Source organism: Vibrio sp. NH-UV-68 (genome assembly GCF_042940635.1).
Classification (GTDB): Bacteria; Pseudomonadota; Gammaproteobacteria; order Enterobacterales; family Vibrionaceae; genus Vibrio; species Vibrio pacinii.
In genome coordinates this window covers 821,792-844,953 of sequence record NZ_CP134976.1, presented here as the reverse complement: position 1 = coordinate 844,953, position 23,162 = coordinate 821,792, and the positions used below count along the sequence as shown (strand labels likewise).

At 44.1% G+C, this 23,162-nt stretch carries 16 protein-coding genes; 7 read left to right on the top strand and 9 right to left on the bottom strand.

All coding sequences use genetic code 11. The features are described from left to right. Positions 1–146 precede the first annotated feature (146 nt). From ViNHUV68_RS18145 to ViNHUV68_RS18120, 6 genes are all read right to left on the bottom strand, one after another. On the bottom strand, positions 147–1,082 hold the full coding sequence (locus ViNHUV68_RS18145; protein ID WP_391090485.1) for a carbamate kinase: 936 nt from the start codon (positions 1,080–1,082) through the stop codon (positions 147–149). A 140-nt stretch (positions 1,083–1,222) separates the two neighbouring features. Next, positions 1,223–2,641 carry a DUF1116 domain-containing protein gene (locus ViNHUV68_RS18140; RefSeq protein WP_038176383.1) on the bottom strand — a complete coding sequence of 473 codons (1,419 nt, stop codon included), beginning with the start codon at positions 2,639–2,641 and terminating at the stop codon, positions 1,223–1,225. A 2-nt stretch (positions 2,642–2,643) separates the two neighbouring features. Continuing rightward, positions 2,644–4,200: an acyl-CoA synthetase FdrA gene (gene fdrA, locus ViNHUV68_RS18135; RefSeq protein ID WP_391090483.1), complete on the bottom strand. Its 1,557-nt coding sequence runs from the start codon at positions 4,198–4,200 to the stop codon at positions 2,644–2,646. Positions 4,201–4,322: 122 nt separating this feature from the next. After that, on the bottom strand, positions 4,323–5,582 hold the full coding sequence (locus ViNHUV68_RS18130) for an ankyrin repeat domain-containing protein (protein WP_391090482.1): 1,260 nt from the start codon (positions 5,580–5,582) through the stop codon (positions 4,323–4,325). Between the two features lie 10 nt (positions 5,583–5,592). Further along, a complete protein-coding gene (locus tag ViNHUV68_RS18125) occupies positions 5,593–7,152 on the bottom strand; it encodes a xanthine permease (RefSeq protein ID WP_391090480.1) in 1,560 nt (519 codons plus the stop codon). Positions 7,153–7,659: 507 nt separating this feature from the next. Beyond that, complete coding sequence (locus ViNHUV68_RS18120; RefSeq protein WP_391090478.1) at positions 7,660–8,706, bottom strand: MFS transporter; 1,047 nt, start codon at positions 8,704–8,706, stop codon at positions 7,660–7,662. Between the two features lie 383 nt (positions 8,707–9,089). On the opposite strand from ViNHUV68_RS18120, the gene ViNHUV68_RS18115 reads away from it, so the two are divergent. Both ViNHUV68_RS18115 and ViNHUV68_RS18110 read left to right on the top strand, forming a co-directional pair. Then, positions 9,090–9,959 (top strand): LysR family transcriptional regulator, encoded by an 870-nt coding sequence (locus ViNHUV68_RS18115; protein WP_038176378.1) that lies wholly within the window; start codon positions 9,090–9,092, stop codon positions 9,957–9,959. A 161-nt stretch (positions 9,960–10,120) separates the two neighbouring features. After that, positions 10,121–10,834 (top strand): DUF2877 domain-containing protein, encoded by a 714-nt coding sequence (locus ViNHUV68_RS18110; protein WP_169739020.1) that lies wholly within the window; start codon positions 10,121–10,123, stop codon positions 10,832–10,834. 154 nt (positions 10,835–10,988) lie between these two features. Here ViNHUV68_RS18110 and ViNHUV68_RS18105 read toward each other — a convergent pair whose 3' ends face one another. Further along, complete coding sequence (locus tag ViNHUV68_RS18105; protein WP_038176377.1) at positions 10,989–11,483, bottom strand: heme-binding protein; 495 nt, start codon at positions 11,481–11,483, stop codon at positions 10,989–10,991. Positions 11,484–11,654: 171 nt separating this feature from the next. Between ViNHUV68_RS18105 and ViNHUV68_RS18100 the strand changes: the two genes are divergently transcribed. Then, on the top strand, positions 11,655–12,335 hold the full coding sequence (locus ViNHUV68_RS18100; RefSeq protein ID WP_391090475.1) for a response regulator: 681 nt from the start codon (positions 11,655–11,657) through the stop codon (positions 12,333–12,335). After that, positions 12,313–13,698 carry an ATP-binding protein gene (locus ViNHUV68_RS18095; protein ID WP_391090473.1) on the top strand — a complete coding sequence of 462 codons (1,386 nt, stop codon included), beginning with the start codon at positions 12,313–12,315 and terminating at the stop codon, positions 13,696–13,698. The genes ViNHUV68_RS18100 and ViNHUV68_RS18095 overlap by 23 nt, the downstream gene beginning before the upstream one ends. A gap of 88 nt (positions 13,699–13,786) precedes the next feature. Here the strand turns inward: ViNHUV68_RS18095 and ViNHUV68_RS18090 are convergent, their stop codons facing one another. Then, positions 13,787–14,275: a deaminase gene (locus tag ViNHUV68_RS18090; RefSeq protein WP_391090471.1), complete on the bottom strand. Its 489-nt coding sequence runs from the start codon at positions 14,273–14,275 to the stop codon at positions 13,787–13,789. A 589-nt stretch (positions 14,276–14,864) separates the two neighbouring features. Here ViNHUV68_RS18090 and ViNHUV68_RS18085 point away from each other — a divergent pair. The 3 genes from ViNHUV68_RS18085 to ViNHUV68_RS18075 are packed head-to-tail and all read left to right on the top strand — an operon-like array spanning position 14,865 to position 20,638. Beyond that, positions 14,865–15,443: a hypothetical protein gene (locus ViNHUV68_RS18085; RefSeq protein ID WP_391090469.1), complete on the top strand. Its 579-nt coding sequence runs from the start codon at positions 14,865–14,867 to the stop codon at positions 15,441–15,443. Further along, complete coding sequence (locus tag ViNHUV68_RS18080; RefSeq protein ID WP_391090467.1) at positions 15,436–17,658, top strand: integrase; 2,223 nt, start codon at positions 15,436–15,438, stop codon at positions 17,656–17,658. The genes ViNHUV68_RS18085 and ViNHUV68_RS18080 overlap by 8 nt, the downstream gene beginning before the upstream one ends. Continuing rightward, on the top strand, positions 17,651–20,638 hold the full coding sequence (locus ViNHUV68_RS18075; RefSeq protein WP_391090465.1) for a tyrosine-type recombinase/integrase: 2,988 nt from the start codon (positions 17,651–17,653) through the stop codon (positions 20,636–20,638). Before ViNHUV68_RS18080 ends, ViNHUV68_RS18075 begins: the two co-directional genes overlap by 8 nt. Positions 20,639–21,885: 1,247 nt before the next feature. On the opposite strand, the gene ViNHUV68_RS18070 is transcribed toward ViNHUV68_RS18075, so the two are convergent. Next, positions 21,886–23,136: an AGE family epimerase/isomerase gene (locus ViNHUV68_RS18070; protein ID WP_391090463.1), complete on the bottom strand. Its 1,251-nt coding sequence runs from the start codon at positions 23,134–23,136 to the stop codon at positions 21,886–21,888. Positions 23,137–23,162 lie beyond the last annotated feature (26 nt).

The following is a 23,162-nucleotide window of genomic DNA, read 5'->3' as shown; positions in this document are numbered from 1 at the left end:
GCTTTTAAACCTCACTACGGCCGTAAAAACCACAAGTATTTACGATACTGAAATTAATAAGAGCGAATTCAAATGATCGCTCTTATTATGCGCTTAATTTTCGTCAAACCCACGGGCTAGACTGTGTTTTATCCCGGTCAAGAAGCCTAATAGTACTCCATTATCGGTTGATAAATGATCGTGGTACCAGATCGGCCTGCTATCACGTCAGGTAGTTCATCCAATGCGCCAATGGCGGCATTGCCAAAGCCTTTAGAGACGAATTTACAAACCGCATCGATTTTTGGCCCCATTGAGCCAGGAGGGAACGAGTATTTATCTAACTCTTCTGGGCTCGTCACTTTAATCGCTTTTTGATCAGGTTTGCCATAATTTAGATAGACAGCGCCATCGGTCAGAATGATAAACAGATCTGCGCAAATTTGCTCGGCCAGTAGCTCAGCGGTGAGATCTTTATCGATCACACATTCGACACCGACCAACGTACCATCTTGCGCTTCAAATACTGGAATGCCGCCACCACCACAAGCAATGACCGTGTTACCACTTTCAAGTAAGCGTGTAATCTGCGCCGATTCAACAATGTTTTTAGGCTGTGGTGAGGCCACCACTCGACGGTAATAATCGCCATCCTTCTTGTAGATCGCTGCAGGGTTCTCGAGACGCAACAATTCTACCTCTTCATCACTGTAGACAGGCCCCACGAACTTTGTCGGGTCATCAAAGGCATTGTCATCAATGTTGACGCATGTTTGTGAAAGCATGGTGGTAATGTGTAATTGGTTATCAGCATTAAACAACTCTTGCTGTAACATATAACCAATCATGCCGCAGGTTTGTGCGCCTAACACATCCAATGGATACGCCGTCACTTCCGGTTTTTGCTGTTGGTACTGGCTGTTTTGCTCCATAAGTAAGCCCACTTGCGGGCCATTGCCATGAACAATAACAACTTCATGTTGTTTGGCAATATCCGCTATTGCTGCTGCCGCTTTTCTTATGTTGATACGTTGGTTATCGGCCGTTAATGGTTGACCACGTTCTAATAGCGCGTTACCGCCTAGTGCTAAAACAATTCTCATTGTTATCCCTCTATTGTAAGCCCCATCAAGACGTAGAACATGTTTCATATTCTTCGAATTAGCCGCTGGGGATTGCGCCAGTGCCTCCACTAGCGCAGTCGTTGAACGTTATGAGGCTAAGCCCCTTTCCACTCTTTTAATTACAGCTTGTTGGCGAAGGCGAGTAACGCTTTCTCAAAACACTCGATTGGCGGGTTAGTGATCCCACAACCGATCATACCTACCCCTGGTTCTTTGTGAGCAATAGCGGTGTTGATGATAGGCAGAATCCCCGTTTCCAATACCTTGCGTACATCAATACCAGATGAGATGCCTTTGAAGTTAAGAAGAGGGATCGTAACATTCGGGTTAACCGCGGTGGTGATTTCATCCATTTGGATTGAGTAATCGATCGCTTCTCCTACAGTACCGCCAACCAAAGCAACGATCGCTGGTGCAGTGGCCATTGCAAAGCCGCCAATTCCGTATGTTTCAGTGATCGCACTGTCCCCGATATCCAGACCAGAATCTTCTGGCTTGTAACCCGCAAATAAAGGGCCAACCACTCTTTGCGCAGGGCCAGTGAACCAAGTAAAACCAGGCATTCCACTCACACGGATACCAAACTCCACACCATTTCGTGCCATCGTGGTGACCAGCGTGCTGTTTTCGATGCCGTGTCCCGCATCGAGTGCACACTTACACATTGCCATCCACGTAGGACCAGAAAAGTAATCACTAGAAGCGATAAACTCGAAGACTTCGCGTTTTTGCTCGGTCGTGAAATCTGTTTGTAGAATTCGTGGCGTCAAAGCCTGTGCCAAGAGTGCCGTGCCCGCGTTATTGCGGTTGTGGCACTCATCGCCCATGTGCAGCGCTTGCGCCAGCATCAGACGTAGGTCAATCGGCTCACCGATTTCCATTGCTGCTTTCAGCATTGGACCAAGGACATCACGCATCCATACAAGACGCTCAACCACGCTCTCGTCGTTCGCCCCCATACGCAAGATTTTTGCCATCTGCTCACTAAGGTTGGTGTACGCGATGTTACCGTAAGTTTGGTTTTTCACTATATGCATGTACATCGATGCAGAAGTGACACCCGCCATTGAGCCAACACAATCGTGCTCGTGACATGGCGAGAAGGTGATCTCACCTGAGCCAGCAAGTTTGAATGCTTCGTCTAGGTTGCTCGCTAATCCTTCAAAAATCAGTGCACCGGTAACCGCACCGCGCATTGGACCATTCATATCATCCCAAGCAACCGGAGGGCCTGCGTGGAGGATAGTGGTTTTGGTCATACCCGGAACCACATCAATTGCTCGTTCGTAACCGATCAATACAGGGTGTGAATTAATGATGCGCTGTACCGCTTCTTCGTTTGCCGCTTCGATTTTTGCGCTGATGTCGGGCTGTGCCAATTTATCCAGTGCATCAATCACATCTTTATTACCACCAGCAATTGGCTGCCAGCTCACTTGAGTGACTGGCGCTTGTTGTTTCTGAATGTCCTGTTTAAAAAATTCCAAACCAACATTGATCACATTCAGATCTGAAAATAGTTGTGCTACTTTGCTCATTGTTATTCTCCTTTGCTCACAAAACCACGCGCCAGTAATCCGGTGTTCTGGCTGCTGCTAGAGATAGTCACTCCCGCTTGTGCCAACTTCTCGATTTGCTCATTCATGTCTGGAGTATCTAAATCCGTCCCGAGAACATAACCAAGGATTTCTAAATGTTGGCCACGAGCTGCGGCTTTTTGCTTCGCTTCAATAATGGCAGGAAGCGTGACACCGACGGGGTCTTGGTGAGAGCCATAACCAATCACGAAGTCAACAACGATAACGCCAACTTCTGGATCGTCGGCTTCCTTTAGTAAACGTTCGATGCGTGACGATGGGTCAATCATCGGGTGTGGGCGACCATTAGTGAAATCATCATCACCAAAATCGATGAAGGTATGGGCTTGGCTAACGTTAATATCAGCTAAGCGCTGTTGTGGGTTTTTCGCGATATTACTGTACACCTCTGAGAAAGACTCACTGGCTAACATCATCGATTCTTCACATAACGTACCGCCACAGAATAGACCGCGGATGTATTTTTGCTCGGGCGTGAGTTTCGCTTTAATCTCTTCAATCAAAGGCAAGTTGAGCGAGCGCTTGTTAATGCTGGCTTCATCGATACCAGCAAGAATAACCGCTTGTAACGCTGCTTCTTTGGTGGTTTTGGCAAAATGTGCCCCAGCAGCTACCACTGGCGCCTCTTCGCCGCCAAGTAGACAAACGACAACAGGTTTCGACATCGATTTCACTTGCTCAAGCACTTTGGCTTCGACGCTTTTCGCTGCCGGTTTAGAAACGATTAATACTACTTCGGTGCTAGGGTCAGCTTCTAGAGCTCGTAATCCATCAAGCATCATGATGCCGCCAACCGCTTCGCTCAAATCACGGCCACCAGTACCTAGTAGCTGAGTAATGCCGCCGCCAAAATCATGGATACGTGCCGCTACCTCCTGGCTACCTGTGCCTGATGCGCCAACAATTCCGATATTTCCAGCACGGACTTTATTTGCAAAACAAAGGCCGACGTTATTGATGATCGCCGTACCGCAGTCTGGCCCCATCATCATCAGACCTTTTTCATGAGCGAGGGTTTTGAGTTCGATTTCATCTGCAACAGATACATTGTCACTGAACATCAACACGTGCAGATCGTTATTCAACGCGATTTTCGCTTCACGTGTCGCACATTCGCCCGGCACAGAAATAATGGCAAGGTTTGCTTCAGGTTGCTTTTTTAAGGCACTTTTGAGCGTGGTAAATTTCTGCTCTTGTGCACCACCTAATCCAGAAGTTGCGTTATCGCCACCTTTTAATAGCTTTTCAACTTCTTCAAGCGTCTGTTCACACGCTTCTTCGCTAACCGCTTTTATAACAATAAATAGGTCACCGCTGTTCGCACTACTAATTTCATCGTCTAATAAACCTACATTGTCTAATACACCTTTATTCATGTCGGTCGCCATGGCGACAAATGCTTGTTCAACATCTGGTAACTCATTGACTTTTGTAGACAACGCCATTAACGACACTGAATCAAAATAGGTGTTTTTTTTGACTATTACTTTAACGAACATATTCGCCTCTTTTATTTATTTACTTTATTTGGGCAATGGCGTGCCATGCTTTGTCGCCATTGCCACAAAGTTTTAATAACCGAATAATTAGATTTAATTTATTCCAATGTTATGATTTTCATCTATTCATTGAGTAGCTTACGTTTGAATTCCAACAATTCACTACTATCATCACAAACATCAATCGCATAATTTGCAAGTATTAGCGCTTGTTTGTTTTTTCCCATTAACTCTAGTGATTTTCCTTTGTGTAAATAATACAGAGCATTGGTGTAATCATGAGTTATGGCATTTTCGATCGCGCATATCGCTGCACTATGTTTGCCTAATGAACGCAAACTATTCGCCAAATGGAACGAGTAGTCGTAACGATTTGGCTCCGCCACTAACAATTGACGCATCGTATCAACAGCGACGTCATGCATACCTAACTCGCGTAGGTAGTTTGATTTGTGATAGCGAACGAATGGTGATTCAGGGTTCGCGGCAATACCGAGATCAAACTCTGTTAATGCTTGCTCGCTCTGTTTTGCCAAACGGTAGCTATTAGCAATATAGAGATGGAACTCCGCTGGGTTTTCACTCAGTGGCAAGCCATGGCGATAAGCGTCAATCGCTTCTTGATAGCGGCCTAGTTCCATCAATACGTAACCACGGTAGTAGTGATAACCAGCTTGATCGCTAAACTCGCTAGGCCGGTCGGTTAACACCGCCATCGCACCTTCGTAATCAAACGCTTTGATACAAGCTTTAACTGCATGTAGGGCTTCACTTTGGCTCTGGCGCACCGTATCTCTTTTCATCAGCTCAACGATACGTGTTTGCTGACGTGCTTTAGCGTGTTGCAATGCACTCACACCATTGCGGTCTTTAAGATGTTGATCAGCACCTGCGTCCAATAGCACCTCAATAACGTCTCCGTACAGATAGCCACCGTCACCAAGAATGACCGCTTCTAATAATGCAGACCAACCAAGTTTATTCGCGTGGTTGACAGGAATTCCCGCCTCTAAGCTGACTTGCACTGTACGTAAAAAACCTTTCTCACTTGATGGCAGCAATGGTGTACCACCAAAACGGTTAACGCTGGTTACATCAGCACCGTATTTAAGTGTCAGTGTCAACAGTTCATGGAAACCATTCGCACCCGCGCACAAATAAGGCGTTAGCATAGTAATATCGCGTGCGTTAGTATCTGCCCCCTGTTTCAAAAGTAACTCAGCCATTGCGATATTGTTATTTTGCACTGCAATCATCAGCGGAGTGCAACCATTGTCATCGCGAGCATCAATTGAGGCGTTATTCTCTAACAGTCTAATCACTTCGCTCGGAGAGTCTGCTTTGACTAAGTCATGCAGTGATACTGAAATAATGCTATTCATAATGTTCCCCCTACACCGTTTCCGACTGTAATTTCTTTACTTCTAATTCAGCTTCAGCGACGCTTTCCTTGACGTTGTAGTAGTGCTTAATACCAAACAAACCAGCTAGCATTAAGTACGAGTAGACATACATCATCGATTCAGGCTGAGCGAAACCAACACCACTAGCGTGGATAAAGCCGATAAGTGATAGCAAAGCCGCAACCAATGCTGCCACCACTGCACGTAAAGGTTTGTTATTAATGGCGAAACACACCATACAACCCCATAGCAAGCTCGCGAGCGGTGCACCATTACCTAAACCGACCATCCCTTGGTAGTAAATACCTTTCGCTGCCAGAGCATCGATACCAACTTCATAAGCGTTGGTACCTGCAGTTGCCAACGTGTTTTTGAACATGGTCAGTGCCCAATAGCCAATCCAAGGAAATAGACAAACGAAAATAGTTGGAACTTCAAGTTTTGGCGATTCTCGTACCACTTGGTTGGCAGTTACGATACCGATGTAAACAAGGATTGGAGCAATCGCCGCACCAGGGATCAAACTGAGTAGTAATGCTCCTAGACCCAGCAGTGACACCACAAACATGATTACGCCGTTAAACAAGGTGTACCCGATGCTTGCCCCCATTTCTTTGTACGCCGCATGGCCAACATATACCGTCACTGGGAATGGGTTGCCTAAAAACGCCCCAACCATTGAAGACAGACCGTTAACCATCATGATTTTACGAGTTGGATAGGCATCACCGGCGGCATCCGCACTTTCAATGTTTTCTAAATCAAAAACATAGTTCGCCAGACCGAGAGGTACTGCTGATGCCAAGTAAGGCAATGCATGAGGGATACCATCCATAAAGTCATCAATGTGTAGACCTGGTGGGTTGAAACCTGCGTCAGACAGTGAAGCTACGATGGCTTCTGGAGACTGCAGTCCAAATACCCAGGCGAGCACTGTACCAACAATAATCAGTAGCAAACCGGTAGGGATTTTAGGGAACAGTGGTTTAGAACCAAACCAGTTGATGAAGATCAAACCAAGAACCACAAACGACACAACCGGAGTAGAGAACGCTTGTAGCATAGGGTTTAGCGCCAATAATGTCAGACCAAGGCCGGCAAGACAGGACAGTAGTACTGTACGCGGTACAATACGGCGAATCGTATCACCAAAAAACGACCCCACCAGTAGGATCATTGCTTCTACAAAACACCACACGAGCGCAATTTGAATTGCAAATTGTGCATCTTGCGTTGTTTGGTAAACCGGCATAATCACCAAAAAGGTTACGGTAAAAATAGAAGGTGCACTCGGCCCAGAAGGCAGAGCCGTGACATCGTTACGACCTGTTTCTGTTTTCAATTTATAAGCAAACCACGCGTAAAAAATACTCGCGCACATGACCGCAAAGCCAAATGCAGGCGCCACTTGCCCCATCACAAAGTCTTTAGGTAAACCAACCACAAAGAGCAACAAGCCCATCATGGTTAATAAGTTAGTTAGGTTATTGGTAAACAGGCCAAAGAATGCAGCCCAATCGCCTTTTCGCCATATTTTTGTTATATCCATAGTTATTTTCCTAATGTAATTTATTTCATTATTCAAATCTCTTAAACCATATGAAAATTAGCAAGATTTACTAAGTTTTATAAATTAATAAAATGGATGATGACTATCTAAAGAAATAATATCCTCTAATACACTTCACTCATCGAAACAATCCATTAACAAAACTAGGGGATTAGAGGTTTTTTCTGTGACAATGCACTAAATTCCGGCCTTTCCACATAGAAAAAATTCAATTTACATTCATGAAGCAAATCACATAAGTTTTATTTGAGGCGATAATTTGAGTATTTGGTAATCAAATAATCACAATTAGCAATATAAATTAGAATCGACACTCTCATTTATTATCCGCAAGTGAATGAACGTTACGGCTTATAAATAATAATTTGGAAAATATCGATAATTTTAAGGGGGGGGGGGGAATGTCGATGTGATAGTGCCTACAACTTCAAGAAGCTTGGTTATAAACTCGACAATCGAACAACAAAGCACGATTGTCACGCAGAATCATACTTTGACTTCAGAGGGCTTTTTTACAAGCTTTGGTAACCTAGAACACAACGTGCCGGCAAGAAATAGCGATATTATTTGCATCGCCCACCCGACATGAAAGTGCCCAGACAATTCAACCAATACAATAAATATCAGCGGAAACAACGACGCCAACAAAAAGCCACCACCTTGCATGATGACACTAAGCGCATTGGACTGTTCTACACTTTGGTACCGCTCTAGTGCCAAGATCATACAGATAGAAAACGCGCCTCCCAAACCTACGCCACAAAGCATTGACCATGTATATGGGAAAAGCTTAGGCCAAAGCATCAGGCCAAATAGCCCTAAAGTGAGAGAAGCTAGCATTAGCATCAACCACAATCGACGCTCGAAATGATTTCGTATTACAACCGGTAATAACAGCGCACAGCAAGCTTGTGCCAGCGACAATGCAAGGATCATATGGCTACTCTGTTCTGGCGTGAACCCAAATTTCTGATAATAAGGCGGAAGCCAAGTCACGATGGACGCATACGCACCATTAACTAGACCAAATATCAGCACTAACTCCCAGGTATTTCTCTGCTTAAACAGTAACCTCCATTCAGTACTACTTCCTTGAGGAAAGGGACTTCGTGGCAAAGTCAACCCTGCCAATACCAATGCAAAAAAGCACGGTAACGCGAGCCAAGCCATGCTTAAACGCCATGATAAACCGTCACCTATCAGCGACTGGGTGACAATTGCTCCTAGCGCCCCACCCACCATTAACGAAGCAGAGTAACAACCGACGACGACAGGCATTTCTTTCGCAAAGTATTGTTTAATGATGCGTGGTACACAAGACTGTATAACCGCAACTGCCCCACCACACATGATAGTTGATAGGATCAAAACAGAACCGTCATAAGCAAAAAGTCGCAGCATATTTCCAGCCGATAACGCCAGTAATGCAAACAACAAATAACTGATTTTTTCTGCTAAAAATGGCAGGCGAGTGATAATAAGCGCCCCCGCCCCCATCAACGCCATCGGGATCAACGTCAATAGTGAGGTCATCGAATAACCCAAATTGGTATCTTGTACAATTTGTTCAATCGATGGGCCTATTGCAACCAAAAAAGGGCGCAAGTTTAGCCCAACCAATATGATTACAACAAAAACCTTTATAGAAAAAATATCAAGACTACATTTACTGCACATTATAAAACAGTACTCTAATGATTGATTTAAACTTGAAATTTTACGTGTTGACCATGTGATTATTAAATTATTTTTTCGAATCGTAGTCATTCATAAATCGAATGATATTTTACTTTTTTTAAATAAGTGATAATTTTATAATAATATTTACCCCAGCGACGATAATAGATACACATCTGATACCATATCAAAATCAAGCAGCTGAGGATAAAACGTGGATACTAACAAGGACTGAATAAATGAAATTGATCCACCCACAATTGTTAATGACTTACATCGCAGTATGCGAAACCGGAAGTTTTACCCGCGCAGCAGACCGGATCCACAACTCTCAATCGACCATTAGCCAACAAATAAACCGCCTAGAATCGATAGTCGGAGACGCCTTACTAGTGAGGACCCCACAAAAGGTCACACTAACAGAGAAAGGTGAATTTGTTTTGCGCTATGCGCATCGAATTATTGAGCTTAACAACAACATGTTAGACAGCTTAAACGCTACTTCCGAACAAACGATTATTAAAATTGGTGTACCTGACGATCTTTCTGTCGACGTCACTCGAGCTATAATGCCCTTTCAACAAAGCGATAATGTCTTATTTGAATTCACATCTGGTCTGAGTAACGACCTTTATCAATCCTACCTAACGGGAAAATACGATATTGTGCTTACCAAACAGTCGATTCTCGGTAATGCCTTTGCTTTTCGTCACGAACCTCTACTCTGGCTCGATAGTGCTTTATCGCCAGCGTTTCGTAACCCTGTGGTTCCACTGGTGCTATTCCCTACTGGCGCGTTATACCGTGACCATATTCTGACCTCACTCGATCGCCTAGGCTACAGCCATAGAATTAATTACTGCAGCAGTAACTTGTCTGCGATCATGGCTGCATCAGCGATTGGCTTTGGAGTGACGTTGTTACCTCGAACCTGCAAAACACACGAACATATCGTTGTTGAAGAGCTTCAATCTCTCGCCCCTGCCGACGATCTTTATTTAGGACTTTATATCGCGGATATGCATAGTTCCGTCTTACATAAAATAGCTACGACGCTGGTTCGTTTATTTGAACTTGAATATACGCACACAGGTAAACTGTATATATAACGGCAGTAATCACAATGGACGTTATTCAAACTTCACAGCCTCTCTATAAAGAGTTAGAAAATAAACCCTATATTTGTGCTCAAGTTCACTCTATATTTAATTCCGCGTGTAATTTGACTAGTGAATTAGGGTTAATTTCCGTCATTGATGAAACGAAAAGAATGAACCCGCGCGCATTAATGGTCAACGATCCAGATTGGTTTAAGGACCTGCAGGTCAATCAGACGATTGAGCTTATTTTTAATCCACAGCAGTCTGGCCTAAAACGAAATCAACTGATCATTAGGCCGCAGTCTGTGCGCCAGTTTTCTCCCTATTTGAGCCATAAAATCGCATTCACTACGCAGATAAAGACGGCCATCTATAACGATTTATATGCCCATCAGGTTGAAATGGGTATCTACCCTTTGCTGTGCTTCTCTGACAAGTTAGTTATGTCATCCACTGTCACTTACTACTCAGCTATGCTGTCGGATTACTTTATCCCTAAATTGATTACATTTATTGACGAGTTAGAAAAACAGTCTTTAACCATTGATTTAAATGGCTTTGTTGGTTTTGGGGCAGGGTTGACGCCTTCTTCCGACGACTTGCTTGTCGGATTACTTTCGGTATTGGATGTGATTGAGCACCCCTACTTTGCCACCTTACAATCGGCGTGTCTCAATGCAGTACATAAAACCACTGATGTGAGCGGCGTTATGCTGCGGTCAGCTTGTGATCACCAATATAACCAAGAAATAGTCGACCTATACGCTGCTGTTCTTAATGGCAATCCGATTAAAAACCAAATCGACCACTTATTGGCAATTGGCCACTCTTCTGGGCACGATACCTTATGTGGTATTTATATTGGCTTGACATTTTTCACCTAAGTGTTTGTCTGCTTTATAAGCAAACGACTTGTTGTAACGTAGACTCTGCTTCACATCAGCCGATTAAAAGGGCAATTAGGCGACCTTAAAACGCAAACAAGCACAATCTTCGAGAAAGATTGTGCTTGAAAAAATCAGTGCAAGGCGACTTAAGTTATAGCACCTTTTTCATCGCACTTTCTGCACAAGCCACATCAAGGTGACCACCAGGAGCGCCACCAACGCCGATTGCACCAACGACTTTACCATTAATCTCAATCGGTAGACCGCCCGCTAAGAACAGAAGATTATCATTCATGTTTTGCAAAGGTTGCATGATTGGTTTTTCCGCAATTAGCTTCATCAGGTTAGCTGTCGGTTGCTTCATGCTCGCAGAGGTAAATGCTTTCTGGCGTGAGCTATCCAGAGTATGAGTACCAGCACCATCTGAGCGCAATTGGGCAATCACATAACCTGATAGATCCACCACGGTCGCCGACACTTTATAGCCACTCGCTTCACATTGGTTCACGGTTTCTTGTGCGAGGGTGAATGCCGACTTCGACGAAATTTGCTCCATACTTACTGTGGCGGCTTTATCTGCAGCGAGTGCGTTTGCAGAGAAAAATCCAAAGGCAGCGATCAGGGCAGTTTGTTTTACGTTTCTCATGTTCATTCCTTTTAGGCTGTTGTGACTATCAACACCAATAACTATAACTGAAGGTCTATTGCAGGTGACTTACTCAAACATTACAGAGTTGCAATGTTTATTCATCACAGCAAAGATTGTTGCTAAAGTGTCACAGACGCATTGCGAAAGTCTGGATGGAACAAACAACCAATGAAAATACTGCTTATTGAAGACGATACCTATATCGCGAGCTTTCTGTTGAATGGTTTTCAGCAAGAAGGCGATGCTGTGCACCATGCTTGCAACGGTGTCGATGGACTCCACGAGGCATTGACCAACGAATATGACGTCATCATTTTAGATCTTATGCTGCCGAAAATAAGTGGATTCGAAGTGCTCGCACAATTTAGAGGAGAGGGCCACCGCACACCGATCATCATTCTGAGCGCAAAACACTCGGTTGAAGAGCGTGTGCGAGGGCTAACGTCCGGCGCTGATGACTATTTGGTTAAGCCATTTGCTTTTTCAGAACTGTTAGCACGTTGCCAGTCGCTTGTTCGTCGTGGCAAACAAAATGTATCTCAACCGCTAGAGTTGACGTATCACGAACTTAAACTGGATCTGCTAAAGCACACTCTAAAGCGCGGTGATAGCGATATTCACTTGAATCAGCGTGAATTCACCTTAATGAAATTGCTGTTAGAACGCCCTGAAGCCGTGATCTCAAAGACAGCAATATTAGAGCAGGTGTGGGGGCATCAGTTTGATCCTCAAACCAACGTTGTGGATGTATTAGTGTGCAGACTACGTAGCAAAGTCGACAAAGATTTTAGCTCCCAACTGATACATACCCTACGAGGAGTGGGCTATGTACTCAAGTCTCAGCATTGAACAAGCACTGACCAAAGCTCAAAAAATGCTTTTGCTACGCTTTATGGCGCTGCTTTTCTGCTGCTTACTGCTAGTGGAACTTGCCGTGGGTGCACTGTTTTTTTATGACCTTTCTCAAAGCGAGAAAAAGATCCTTTCTTCAATGGCGTCAGAGTATCAACGGATTCTGAAGTATGATTCAGAACAACGTTTGATTCATGTGTTGCAGGCCAACCCTCACCGATTGATTGACAACGATATTAGTGCATTTCTGGTCGAAGATAATGAGGCGAAGACACGGACACTGCTCGCCGGAGATAGCCAACTACCCTTGGATATCAATCTTGAGGCACAAACAGGGGAAGACAAAAACTGGTTCCACTCCTTTGTTGTTAACCCCTACACCACATTAAAATTGGGTGGTGAGGTTCGTCAATTCTGGCTTGTTCTAGACAATCGCCAGCGCGATTATATTGCTTTTGAAAAGTGGCGAATGACGTTTTACGCCATGTTGGTCATGGTGGTGATCACCGCATTATTCACTCACAGAATTTTACGTAATGCGATGACACCTTTAATGACATTAGGCCGTTTTTTAGAAAGACTTCGCCAAGGAAAAACCGAGGCAAACGAAGCCTCAAATGAAGTACCCGAAGGGCTTAGCGTGATTAACGCCAGCGTGCAAGAAGCAATCGCACGATTGCAACATACGACGACGACGCTGAATACGACGGTAGATGCGATAGCGCACGACATTCGCACCCCATTATCGAGGATCATACTGTCCTCACAATCAGCACTGGTCGGTGGCAACAATCTTCATATGATGCAAGATGCGCTATCTGACTGCTCTGAGCATGCCATGCAAGCCAGTAATATGTTAACAGCACTGATGAAGCTAAATGATGAATTAATGGGCAAACGCGTACAACAAATGGTGCTAACGGATGTCAATAACGTGGTGAAAGCCGTCAGTTCTTGGTATGACGATGTAGCGGAGGAAAAACATATCTCTCTGATTATTAAAACCTCTGACGAACCGGTCACAATCGCCTCTGATCCAGATAAGCTGACGCAGGTATTAGTTAACTTGGTGGACAACGCCATCAAATTCACTCCTGAGCACGGCAAAGTTACGTTGGATGTACAACGCCGGAAAAATAACTCGGTCGCTATTTCAGTCACTGATAGTGGCATTGGTATTGACCGCAACGAGCACGCACTCATTTTTGAACGCTTATATCGTGTCGATAGCAGCCGCAGCAATACCGAGGGGTACGGTTTAGGGCTCTCGCTCGCAGCCGCAATGGTGGATAATCTAGGTGGGAGAATAGAGCTCTGCTCATGTTTGGGTCAGGGAAGTACTTTTACGGTGGTATTGTAATCAGAGCATCGCGAATCTAAAGACAGAAAAAGAAGTGCTAGGAGTAACGCAATCGGCACTCCTAGCACTCATAACAAATTAATTTTGATTACGCTTGTTGGTTCAGACGACGGAACTCAGCCCAAATTTCAACACAATCCTCACGCCCTTCTTCGATATGGATCATATCCAACGTTGAAGTATCTGTACCGTCTAAGTAGTCTCTTAGGTGTTGGTCTGAGAAACCGTGCTTTGCTGCGTCTCGGTGAGTGGAAGCGTAATAGCAAGTTTTGATCCCTGCCCACATCATCACCGCTACACACATTGGACAAGGCTCACACGTTGCATACATCACGCAATCTGATAGGTCTAGAGTGTCTAATTTCTTACACGCTTCTCGCACCGCTACCATCTCGGCATGGCCGGAAATATCCGTATCTTTAAGTACGGTATTACCTACTGCGCACACCACTTCACCATTTCGTGTCAACGTTGCGCCAAATGGGCCACCCATACCTTCATTCATGCCTTGGAGAGTGGCATCGCAAGCCAAATGGAAGTAGTTATTCATGTATTTGTTCTCTTTTGTGTTACACATGCTGTTTCTCCGTTTAATACACTGTATTGCTCAGGTGAATGAGGCGTTTCTTGTTAAACAATTTTGGGGACTGAGCAGTTAGCTGTCGTCCTTAATGGTATAGACAACCGTAATTGAGTTCATCATTGTGTATGAAATCGCGATCAGAATAGATAATGACGAGTTAAAAAAATACAAAACCCAAGACCAAACCACGGATCATCGCAAGGAAAACAGCACGTGTTTAAAACACTAAGTGAAGTTTGAGAACTGACAAAAAATTGGATGGGGTGAAATTACTTTGCTCTGAAGCGTTGGGGCAATTGCAAACTAAAAAAACTATGTTTTCAGGAGATTAGGACGAGTAGAAACTTTAGGAGTATTGGAGCGTACTGCGGGAATCGAACCCGCATCATCAGCTTGGAAGCATTACACCCTCTCATATTTTTACGACTAGTAACTCTTCATAATCTTTTATTTCAACACTTTATATAAAATTCATTATCAAACTTTAATCCCATTTTTCAACATTTTTAATCGATTTTTTTAACTTTGAGTCTCAATTAATGTACAGTTATTGTACACTTTTTGACTTAAACGAGCGTTTGAAATGTCGCACATCTTATCAAATCGTTCAAAAACCCGATTAGAATTTTCGATTCATAGTGCTGCCCTATCCGCCTTTTCGTTCTTTCATTCTCGGCAATTTTGGGTGGATAAAGCGGTGATGCAGCAGCCGTCATTAGATCAGATTAATGTCGGTCTCACGCTTCAGGCAGTGCGTATATCAAACACCAAAATCGCCATCATCTCCGGGTTTGAATCATTCAGTTTTTCATTAACAACACTGAAGCTCGTCGACTGCGAAGTGCTCGTTTACGACAAGATGAGTGATGTAGAAGTCGAGAAGAGAGCGTGGTTGGCCGTCTTACGCACTATGCTTTCTTCAATCGACAACAAATCAGCAGAAGACTTTCGTCGAGCTCTTAATCAACAGGCGCCAAACACCATCATTAAGTCTCTTTTTGATAAGAATAAATTGAGCCAAAAACAGCTCTCCGCCATAACACACTCTTCGAGGAGTTCTCTCGCTCAGCAAAACGCAAAAGCACAACACCAAGAAACGCCATCCAATGGAGAACCTTCCATTTTTGATCGACTGTTGCAGGAGAAAGAACGAGATGTTTGAAGGCGTAAAAGAGCGGTTTAAACAGAAGAATATCGAGCGCTTTCTAAAGCAGCTCTTCCCATTCGACGAAAATCACAATGCCCTTATAGCAACCGAAGTCATTCGGCTATGTGCAATCATCCGGGAAGAATATAGGGATGAGTTTTCCGAAATACCATTTCTTATTTCAGAAGCCCAAAAAGTACAACGTTCCCCAACCACGGCAAATTTGCACGACATTGTCATTTCAATTTCCGATAGTAAGAAGCTCGGTGTCCACTATATACCTGCTTTCCTGTCATCCAATCTTCTACTAACCTCTTATGACCACAACAAATTTGACCAATATAAAGCGCTGACTTTTTTGTCCGTGGCGCGCCTTTCATTTATTGGCACGCATCAATCTAAAGTCGAAGCAATCTGTAATGACGTCAGGTTATTTGCCAATGGTAAACGAGAAGCTATGGCAGCTTACCTGCCAGACATTGATCAGCTCAGTTTTCCCCAACTTGTAAAAGCGTTTCAAACTCTTGTTGATGAAGACAATGAAGATCGTCCCCCGAACCAAGTAGTCGACAAACTTAATCACTATCGCCGCCCCTACGAATCCACTTTAAATTACTCTGATGGCTACACTCGAAATGTCACTAGCAGTGAATTCAGAAAAAGTGGCCGCCTTCAGCAGGGAGAACTCAAGAAACTTGATGACGATGGAGATGAGGGGTTATTTGAGCTAACACAGTTTAAAGAAGGTCCCAAATCAACAAGTTATAGCTGGCAAAAAGAAGACCATCATGGTGAAAGCAGTCGAACGACAAGTATAGTCAGTAGCTATACCTCCACTCAGCAGAGCTACGTGGCCGGCGCCTTGCATGCTCGGGCCATTCAAGCGAGAATTGAAAAGCGAGACATGAGCCTTGCTTGTGATATCGACAGTGCGACCACTTATGAAATAGGTGCATTGGTTCGCTATTGCATGGAACAAATTAGCCGCAATTCAAAAACATTGATGGCAGCCAAGTTACTGCTTGTTATGCTATTGAGCGGTAGTACCTACCACCAAGCGATAAAGCTGAAAAGTAAGCGTTCCTCAAACAAAAATCTGATAGGCTTTTGCCGAAAGCACAAGCTGCCTTCTCAAAAGCAGCGTGCTGAGCTACTCCCGCTGCTTACACAAACCGCGGAAGATTTTTGGTTGCCGTTACCGAAACTTGTCTGTCAAAAGTTGAGCAGCCTTTCTTTTAAAGGTTTGGAAGAACAGGAGTTGAAAGAATTACTCAGTCACATCAACAAACGACATGATACGCATTTAACACTGAGGAGAGTGTCATCGTATCTTAGACAGAAACTGTCACATGAAAACATCGACTCGACCATCATAGCTTTACTTGCAGGAGAGCCCACTAACACCATTCCCGCTTTGTTTTACCTGCAACTATCAAATGAATACCTCCTTCAAACTTACAACCGTTATTTGGAGTTTCTCTCACAGCTAGCAGCAGAACCATCCGCGTTAACTCTCTTCGATGAATTTCCCGCCCCTTCAGCGCTCGGTTCCCCCCTATATATCGAAGCAGATGTCTTGTCTTCACTGTTCTCCCATCTTAAGACAACCTTGAATAAAGAAGAGCAGACGAACGAACGTTATCATAACGACATTACTATTTATACGCAGCTTGTTCTTGCTATTGCATCGGGCTATCGCCCCGTCACCGGTTGGTTTGGAAAAATAACGCACTTGTCACTGCAAACCGGAGACTATTGGATTTCAGATAAAGAGTCCGGTATCGGAGATAATAGTCGTGTTATCAAGCTTCCAGAGATCGCGATCAAAATCCTTGACAACTATTTGAGCTATTGCAAACGGCGATTTCTGCAGATCGCCAACACTCAACCGGAACTATCGCTCGAATATCAGCGATTGCTCACCGGGGACACGCATCTCTTTTTCTACTTAAGAGATGGTCGATGTGAAACTTGCACACCATCCAACTACACATTCTTCATTGACTCAGTCTTTCCTCTCCCTGCAAATTGGCCACGGCATCATGTTCGGTCATTATTGACTGCAAAGGGTGTTGACATCTCTGTTATTAACGCGTGGATGGGGCATATGAATCAGTCTAAGCGCAGTTTTCACGAGTTTAGCGCTCTCACCCGTCAACAGATGGTGACGGCCTCAAACATCCTTAACCAACATCTGTTAGATATCGGCGTGGAGGCCATATATGACTGAGATAGGCGTCGAGGCTCGCCGTAAAAATCGACTGAACCAAATAGAGCGAGTCAACCTAAAAGCACAGCAAGTGTTCGAGAAGTATTTCCCCAATCCTGTCATAGTGCCGAAACCAGAACATTTTTATGAAAAATGGGAAAAGTTCATCGATGAAATCACCAACACATTTGGGCAACTTAGAGACTATAGGCGAGCCTTCAATATCGGAGTGAAAAATGTTCTGACTTATCAAACACTCCACAACTGGAAGATTGCTCCTCCAAGTTACATTGTCACTAAAAAATCAGCTAAACCACTACGTGCGCTTGATTGGATGCAGAAAGCTTGGAAAGGCTATGAATTATATCAACATTGGTACTTCGATGAGCTAATAAAGTCCCCCGCTCAATCTAAGGAACAAGCTTTTCGGAATCTAATCCTTTCGCTCATTTATCATAGCGGTCAAGCAAATCCTGATGTCGTAGACGCCTTCCAAAGATTAATTGTTAATTCAAACGTCAAAGTGAACCATTGGAATTACTCGCCTTTTATTAGTGTGACCATCGACTCTGGAAGGTTTAACACCAATGTTGATGTCGCGGGATACAAGGTCACCCAATTTCATTGCTACCTTCACCCTATTACACTTGGCTTACTGCGTTTATGGAAACGATGGCGGCGCCATAGTTGGCAGGCACCTAGAGATAGAGGCGAGTTGGGCACCATATTGACAAGAAATCAATGCGACCTGACTTTTAGTCAACTTTGCAAAACCTCGGTATACGTAGCAGAAAACCAATCTGATTTAACAATCAGCCAGGCACTCATCGAATACCAACTGAGCAAAACAAAATCTTACGGTCTACCGACGAGCAATCTTGCCCGCTTGATTCACCCAATGGTCTATCCATTAATTGATATCGACTTTACCCCCGCTTCGGCTTCCTCAGATTCTGAGCTAAGCGCGAAGAATACGAAACCAAAATCACAACACCTTTTACTCTTTGACAAACTAAAGGCTTGTTTGCGTCCCAAGGGTACACTCAAACCGGTAAGCAAAGTAACGCTCAAGCAAAGCCTAGAAACGTTAATAGCGGAAATATCGGGTGAAGAAGCAATAAACCAACGCTTACTCATCCAGTGGTATCGCCATAAGTTAGACTCTTGCAGTGTCGGCACCTTAAAAGCGTACCATTCGAGCCTAACACGCAAGTGGCTTTACCTCTGCGAAAGCTATCAACTGAATTCGCTAAACAGTGAAGAATTGGAACAAATCTATAAGCAAACCATCGACAGCCACACGACAGACAAATCAAAGAAATACTTTGCAGGTCGGCTCAAAGATTTACACGCCTTTGCTGTGGAAGCCGATGTGCTTACGCCTATTTCAAGTGACTATTTACACACTGACCCTACTCAAGCCCATACTCGCGCTGCGTTTGTCGATGAAGCACTATTCACAGGTCTACTTGACGGTATATCTTCTTATGGGGGGCTAAATGAAGCCGATAAACTGTGCCTTCAATCGATGTGTATCCTCTCCTATCGGTGCGGCCTCAGACTCAATGAATTGGTCAAGTTACGAATCAAGGACATAGAGCCTTCCAGAATTGGGTGGCTCTCCGTTCGAGATAATCACCTTGGTCAAAACAAAACCGCGGCGAGTTTACGTAAAGTACCGCTCTACCCAATGTTGCTTGAGCACGAAACAAAAATCATCAACGACTATTACCATATCAAGCAGGAACAACAACTTGGACAAAAACACCCCTTCTTTTCGCTTGATGCCGACACAAAGCTTCCAGTCGATAATTTTCGAGTATCTATTCTTGTTGGAGAACTGCTCAAGTCCCTTTCCCAATTAAACTATTTTGTGTTTCACCACCTTCGCCATAGCTGTCTAAGTAGGCTGCAACTTATCTTGGAAACCGATGGATTAGGCTCACTACCCCAACAGTTATCCCCATACGATAGAAGCCAGCTCGCGAAAATCAAAGGCATCGTGTTTGGTCAATCGGCGATGAACGGCTACGATGTCATCGCTGCTATGGCGGGTCATGAGTCGCCACGCATGACATTTGAGCATTATTTCCATTTTTCTGACTGGATCGTTGCTCAAAAACTGAAAAATATCGACTTTTCACTTCCTCAAGGCGCGATGAGCCAAGTAGGATTATTGCCTCAAAGACTCCCACTAGAAAAAAGACTCACACGATATGTCCTGCCCTACTTGATGAAAAAGCTCGCTATTCAAGAGCTAACAACAAACATACACAATGGTATTGTTCCCACACTCAATATTGAAGAAGATAGAGAAGTCCGTTCCTTTCCCATTTGCCAAAGTGCTCTAGAGCATTACCAACAAGGCTTTAGTCGTGAAGATATTTGTTCGAGACTAAAAATCAGCAGAACAACATTAGACAAGTGGATTAGCAATGCCAAACACATCAAAGCATTTTCCACGGAGTCGGCTGGTCAGCAATACTCCCGCCATTTTTCTAATGCCCGCTCGACGAAACTTCTGCCCTCTGCACTCAAAACTGCCATAGAAATCAAAATGCAGAATCAATACATAAAGAATCTGAAAGAACACTACCAGCAACATCATGATGCTATCGCCGATACCATTACGTATGCCCTTAAGCACGCCAGTGTTTCTCGTTCAGGTATCCATTTCAACTCACCCATCGAGTTGAGCAAGTTTCTGGAAACAACCCACTTATTTATCCCTAAATCACACTGGCGAGCCTCAACGCAGTACCTCGATAGCAGCATAAAAAGATCGGAATGGCTCGATGCCCTCAAAGGTATTAAAACGTACAAGGAGAGGAATCCATCAGGTCGTAGTAAAAAAGCACAAGGAGCGATTAGGTTAGAATTAGCACACCCTAGTTCACGAATTAAAAACAAGTCAAAGACTAAGCGATCATCCCCACTTTTGCTGCATTTGTTCCACATGATGGGCATTATGATGATGAATCTAAATAGTGTGGATGAATAGACGTCCTAAAAGACACACCTATTGAGAATCCCAGGTCTCCGCGCACGTACAAATAAGTTATAGGCAACAACTATTAGAAGATTTGAGTTATTGCAGACAGCGACAAAATACTATTCCAAAGCTTTGATGTATACGTTTCATATGATGGCGCTCATGCGGACTTGATAGACCTTTGCTAACAACAGAAAGCATTTTTTCGCATAATATTAGCAACTTACATTCATTTTCATGACAAGCATTAGTCCTATTTCTATGTCAGCTTGCAGAATCGAAATTCAGTGAGATGATGACTTCGATTGAAATAAACCAAGCGAGGCAACATCATGAGAAAACTTCAAACATACACCGAATGGAAAACTGCAGGCTTCCAAGTGAAACGCGGCGAAAAGTCAAAAGGTACTCGACATGGACAGCCTCTGTTTAGGCGAGATCAGGTGGTCAAGTCCGCTTTGAAACGCCGAAAAGAACGTAATTATTTGGCGCCTAAACGGAAGGTAGCGACGAACATACATCTCTGCTGGTTGTGGTGCTAATAGTTATAGGGGCAGTGATATACTTCCAATAACCAAATGGCTTTACCCGAGCGCATTAAAGTAAGTCTTTTGAACTGAAGACTCGATATCAAGCATAAAAAGGTGGGGGAATCATGAGCAGTACTGTTGCATTGATAATAATACTGGTCTCCGGAACTATAATTGGGCTGCTAACCATCTATTCCCCTCAGATTTCTGAGTGGGCGCATAAGAAGTTAGACGAAAGAGATAGACAAGGACCAAACTTGTAGGTCTTTACAAATAACGTTTCAGGCTTCGTCCGTGATTCAAAGATTTTCTTAGTTGCGCACATTGCATTGGGCTAGATGCTGAATGCAATGTGCGTTTTGGTTAAAGACCATCCGGTAATCATCCAAGGACGCATTGGCCCAGTACCAGCTGACATTCTAGGAAAAGAATTAGAGGAATTAATCAATGTGCAACCTTAACTCAACACAGTTACACGAGATTCTGATGAAGCAAGTGATTTCAAAACTGAATCAAAATAACCAGAACTAAGATCAGTAGGATATGAGCACAAATCGTGACGGAAGGTCACCTCATTTGTTGATAACTTATTCCATTAAAAAAGAAAGTTGAAGAATCCAGTATGAGAGAATCGGCTCCTACGTTCTTATAACTTGTGTTAACAATCAAAAGCCCGAACTCAACTAAGGCTCGGGCTTTGGTTTAAGAGTTTATTCAAATATTGTCTTAGGCTAAACTGATATCCAACTTACCTAATGCTAACGCAGGTGCCAGACCTGGAGTCAAAGGCAAACGTGGGATCACCAAACAGTGCATTAGGTGGTAGATATCTTGTTTACCATCCCAAACAACGCTAGTTCCGGCTTGGTTGTTGACATCCAGTTCTTGCCACCATGAACAACCTTCGTAATCGATCAGGTAAGTGCGGCAGTAATCCCACCAAGTGCGGTACCAGTCTTCGTATTTCTTGTCGCCCGTTACTGTGTAAAGCGCGTAAGCGGTACCGATAGCCTCTACTGGCGCCCAACGAATACGTTTACGCACTACAGGCTGGCCTTCCCAATCGACTGAGTAAACAAAGCCAGGGGCACCATCAACATGCCAAGCGTCGCGAACTGTCGCATCAAACAGGCCAATCGCATCTTCAAGCAGCCAGTCTGGGCAATGAGCGCCAATTTCCTGTAACGTGGCACGTAAGTGACAGATTAAGCGTCCCCACTCGATCCAGTGACCAGGTGTACCACCGTAGGCACGGAAGTGGCTAGCTGGTGTCTCTTTGTTGTAGTCTGGCAGCGGATTAAAGTCCGAGTCGAAGTGCTCGTTTACACGGTAATTCAGACCTTTCGCCGTTTTGTTAATCATAAATTCAGTGATGTTAAGCGCGCGATCAAGCCACTTTTTATCTTTAGTCACATCATAAACAATTAGAAAAGCTTCGACTGAGTGCATCGCCATGTTGCCACCGCGATAATCTTCGGTTTCAGTCCAAGCTTGATCCCAAGACTCAAAACACATCTGTTTTTCTTCAATCCAGAAGTGGTTTTCGTAGACGTTAATCGCTTCATCTAGCAAGGCTTGTGCACGTGGATGACCTGTGGTTACCGCACTTGCAGCGCCAAGCAACACAAACGCGTGTTGATATCCTTGCTTAGAGGAGTCCATGATCCCCTCGCCTTGGTTGTCGATTGTGGCGAACCAACCGCCATTTTCTTTATCCTTTAAAGGACCTTCAAGCGCGGTAATGCCGTGTTCGACTAAATCGTAAGCCCCAGGGCGACCCATATGTGCGGCTAGCGCATAGCAGTGCAACATGCGAGCTGTAATCCAAAGGCGCGTGCCCATCTCTTCGCGAACATTGCCGTTATTACCGATCCAGCCAAAGCCGTTTTCAACAACAGCGTTGCGGCCAAACTCGAAGATACGATCAGTTTCAGCATCCAACCATGCTGTGTGAGAGCGAGTATTGATCCATTTCATTTCAACGTTACCTTAAAAATTAGCTA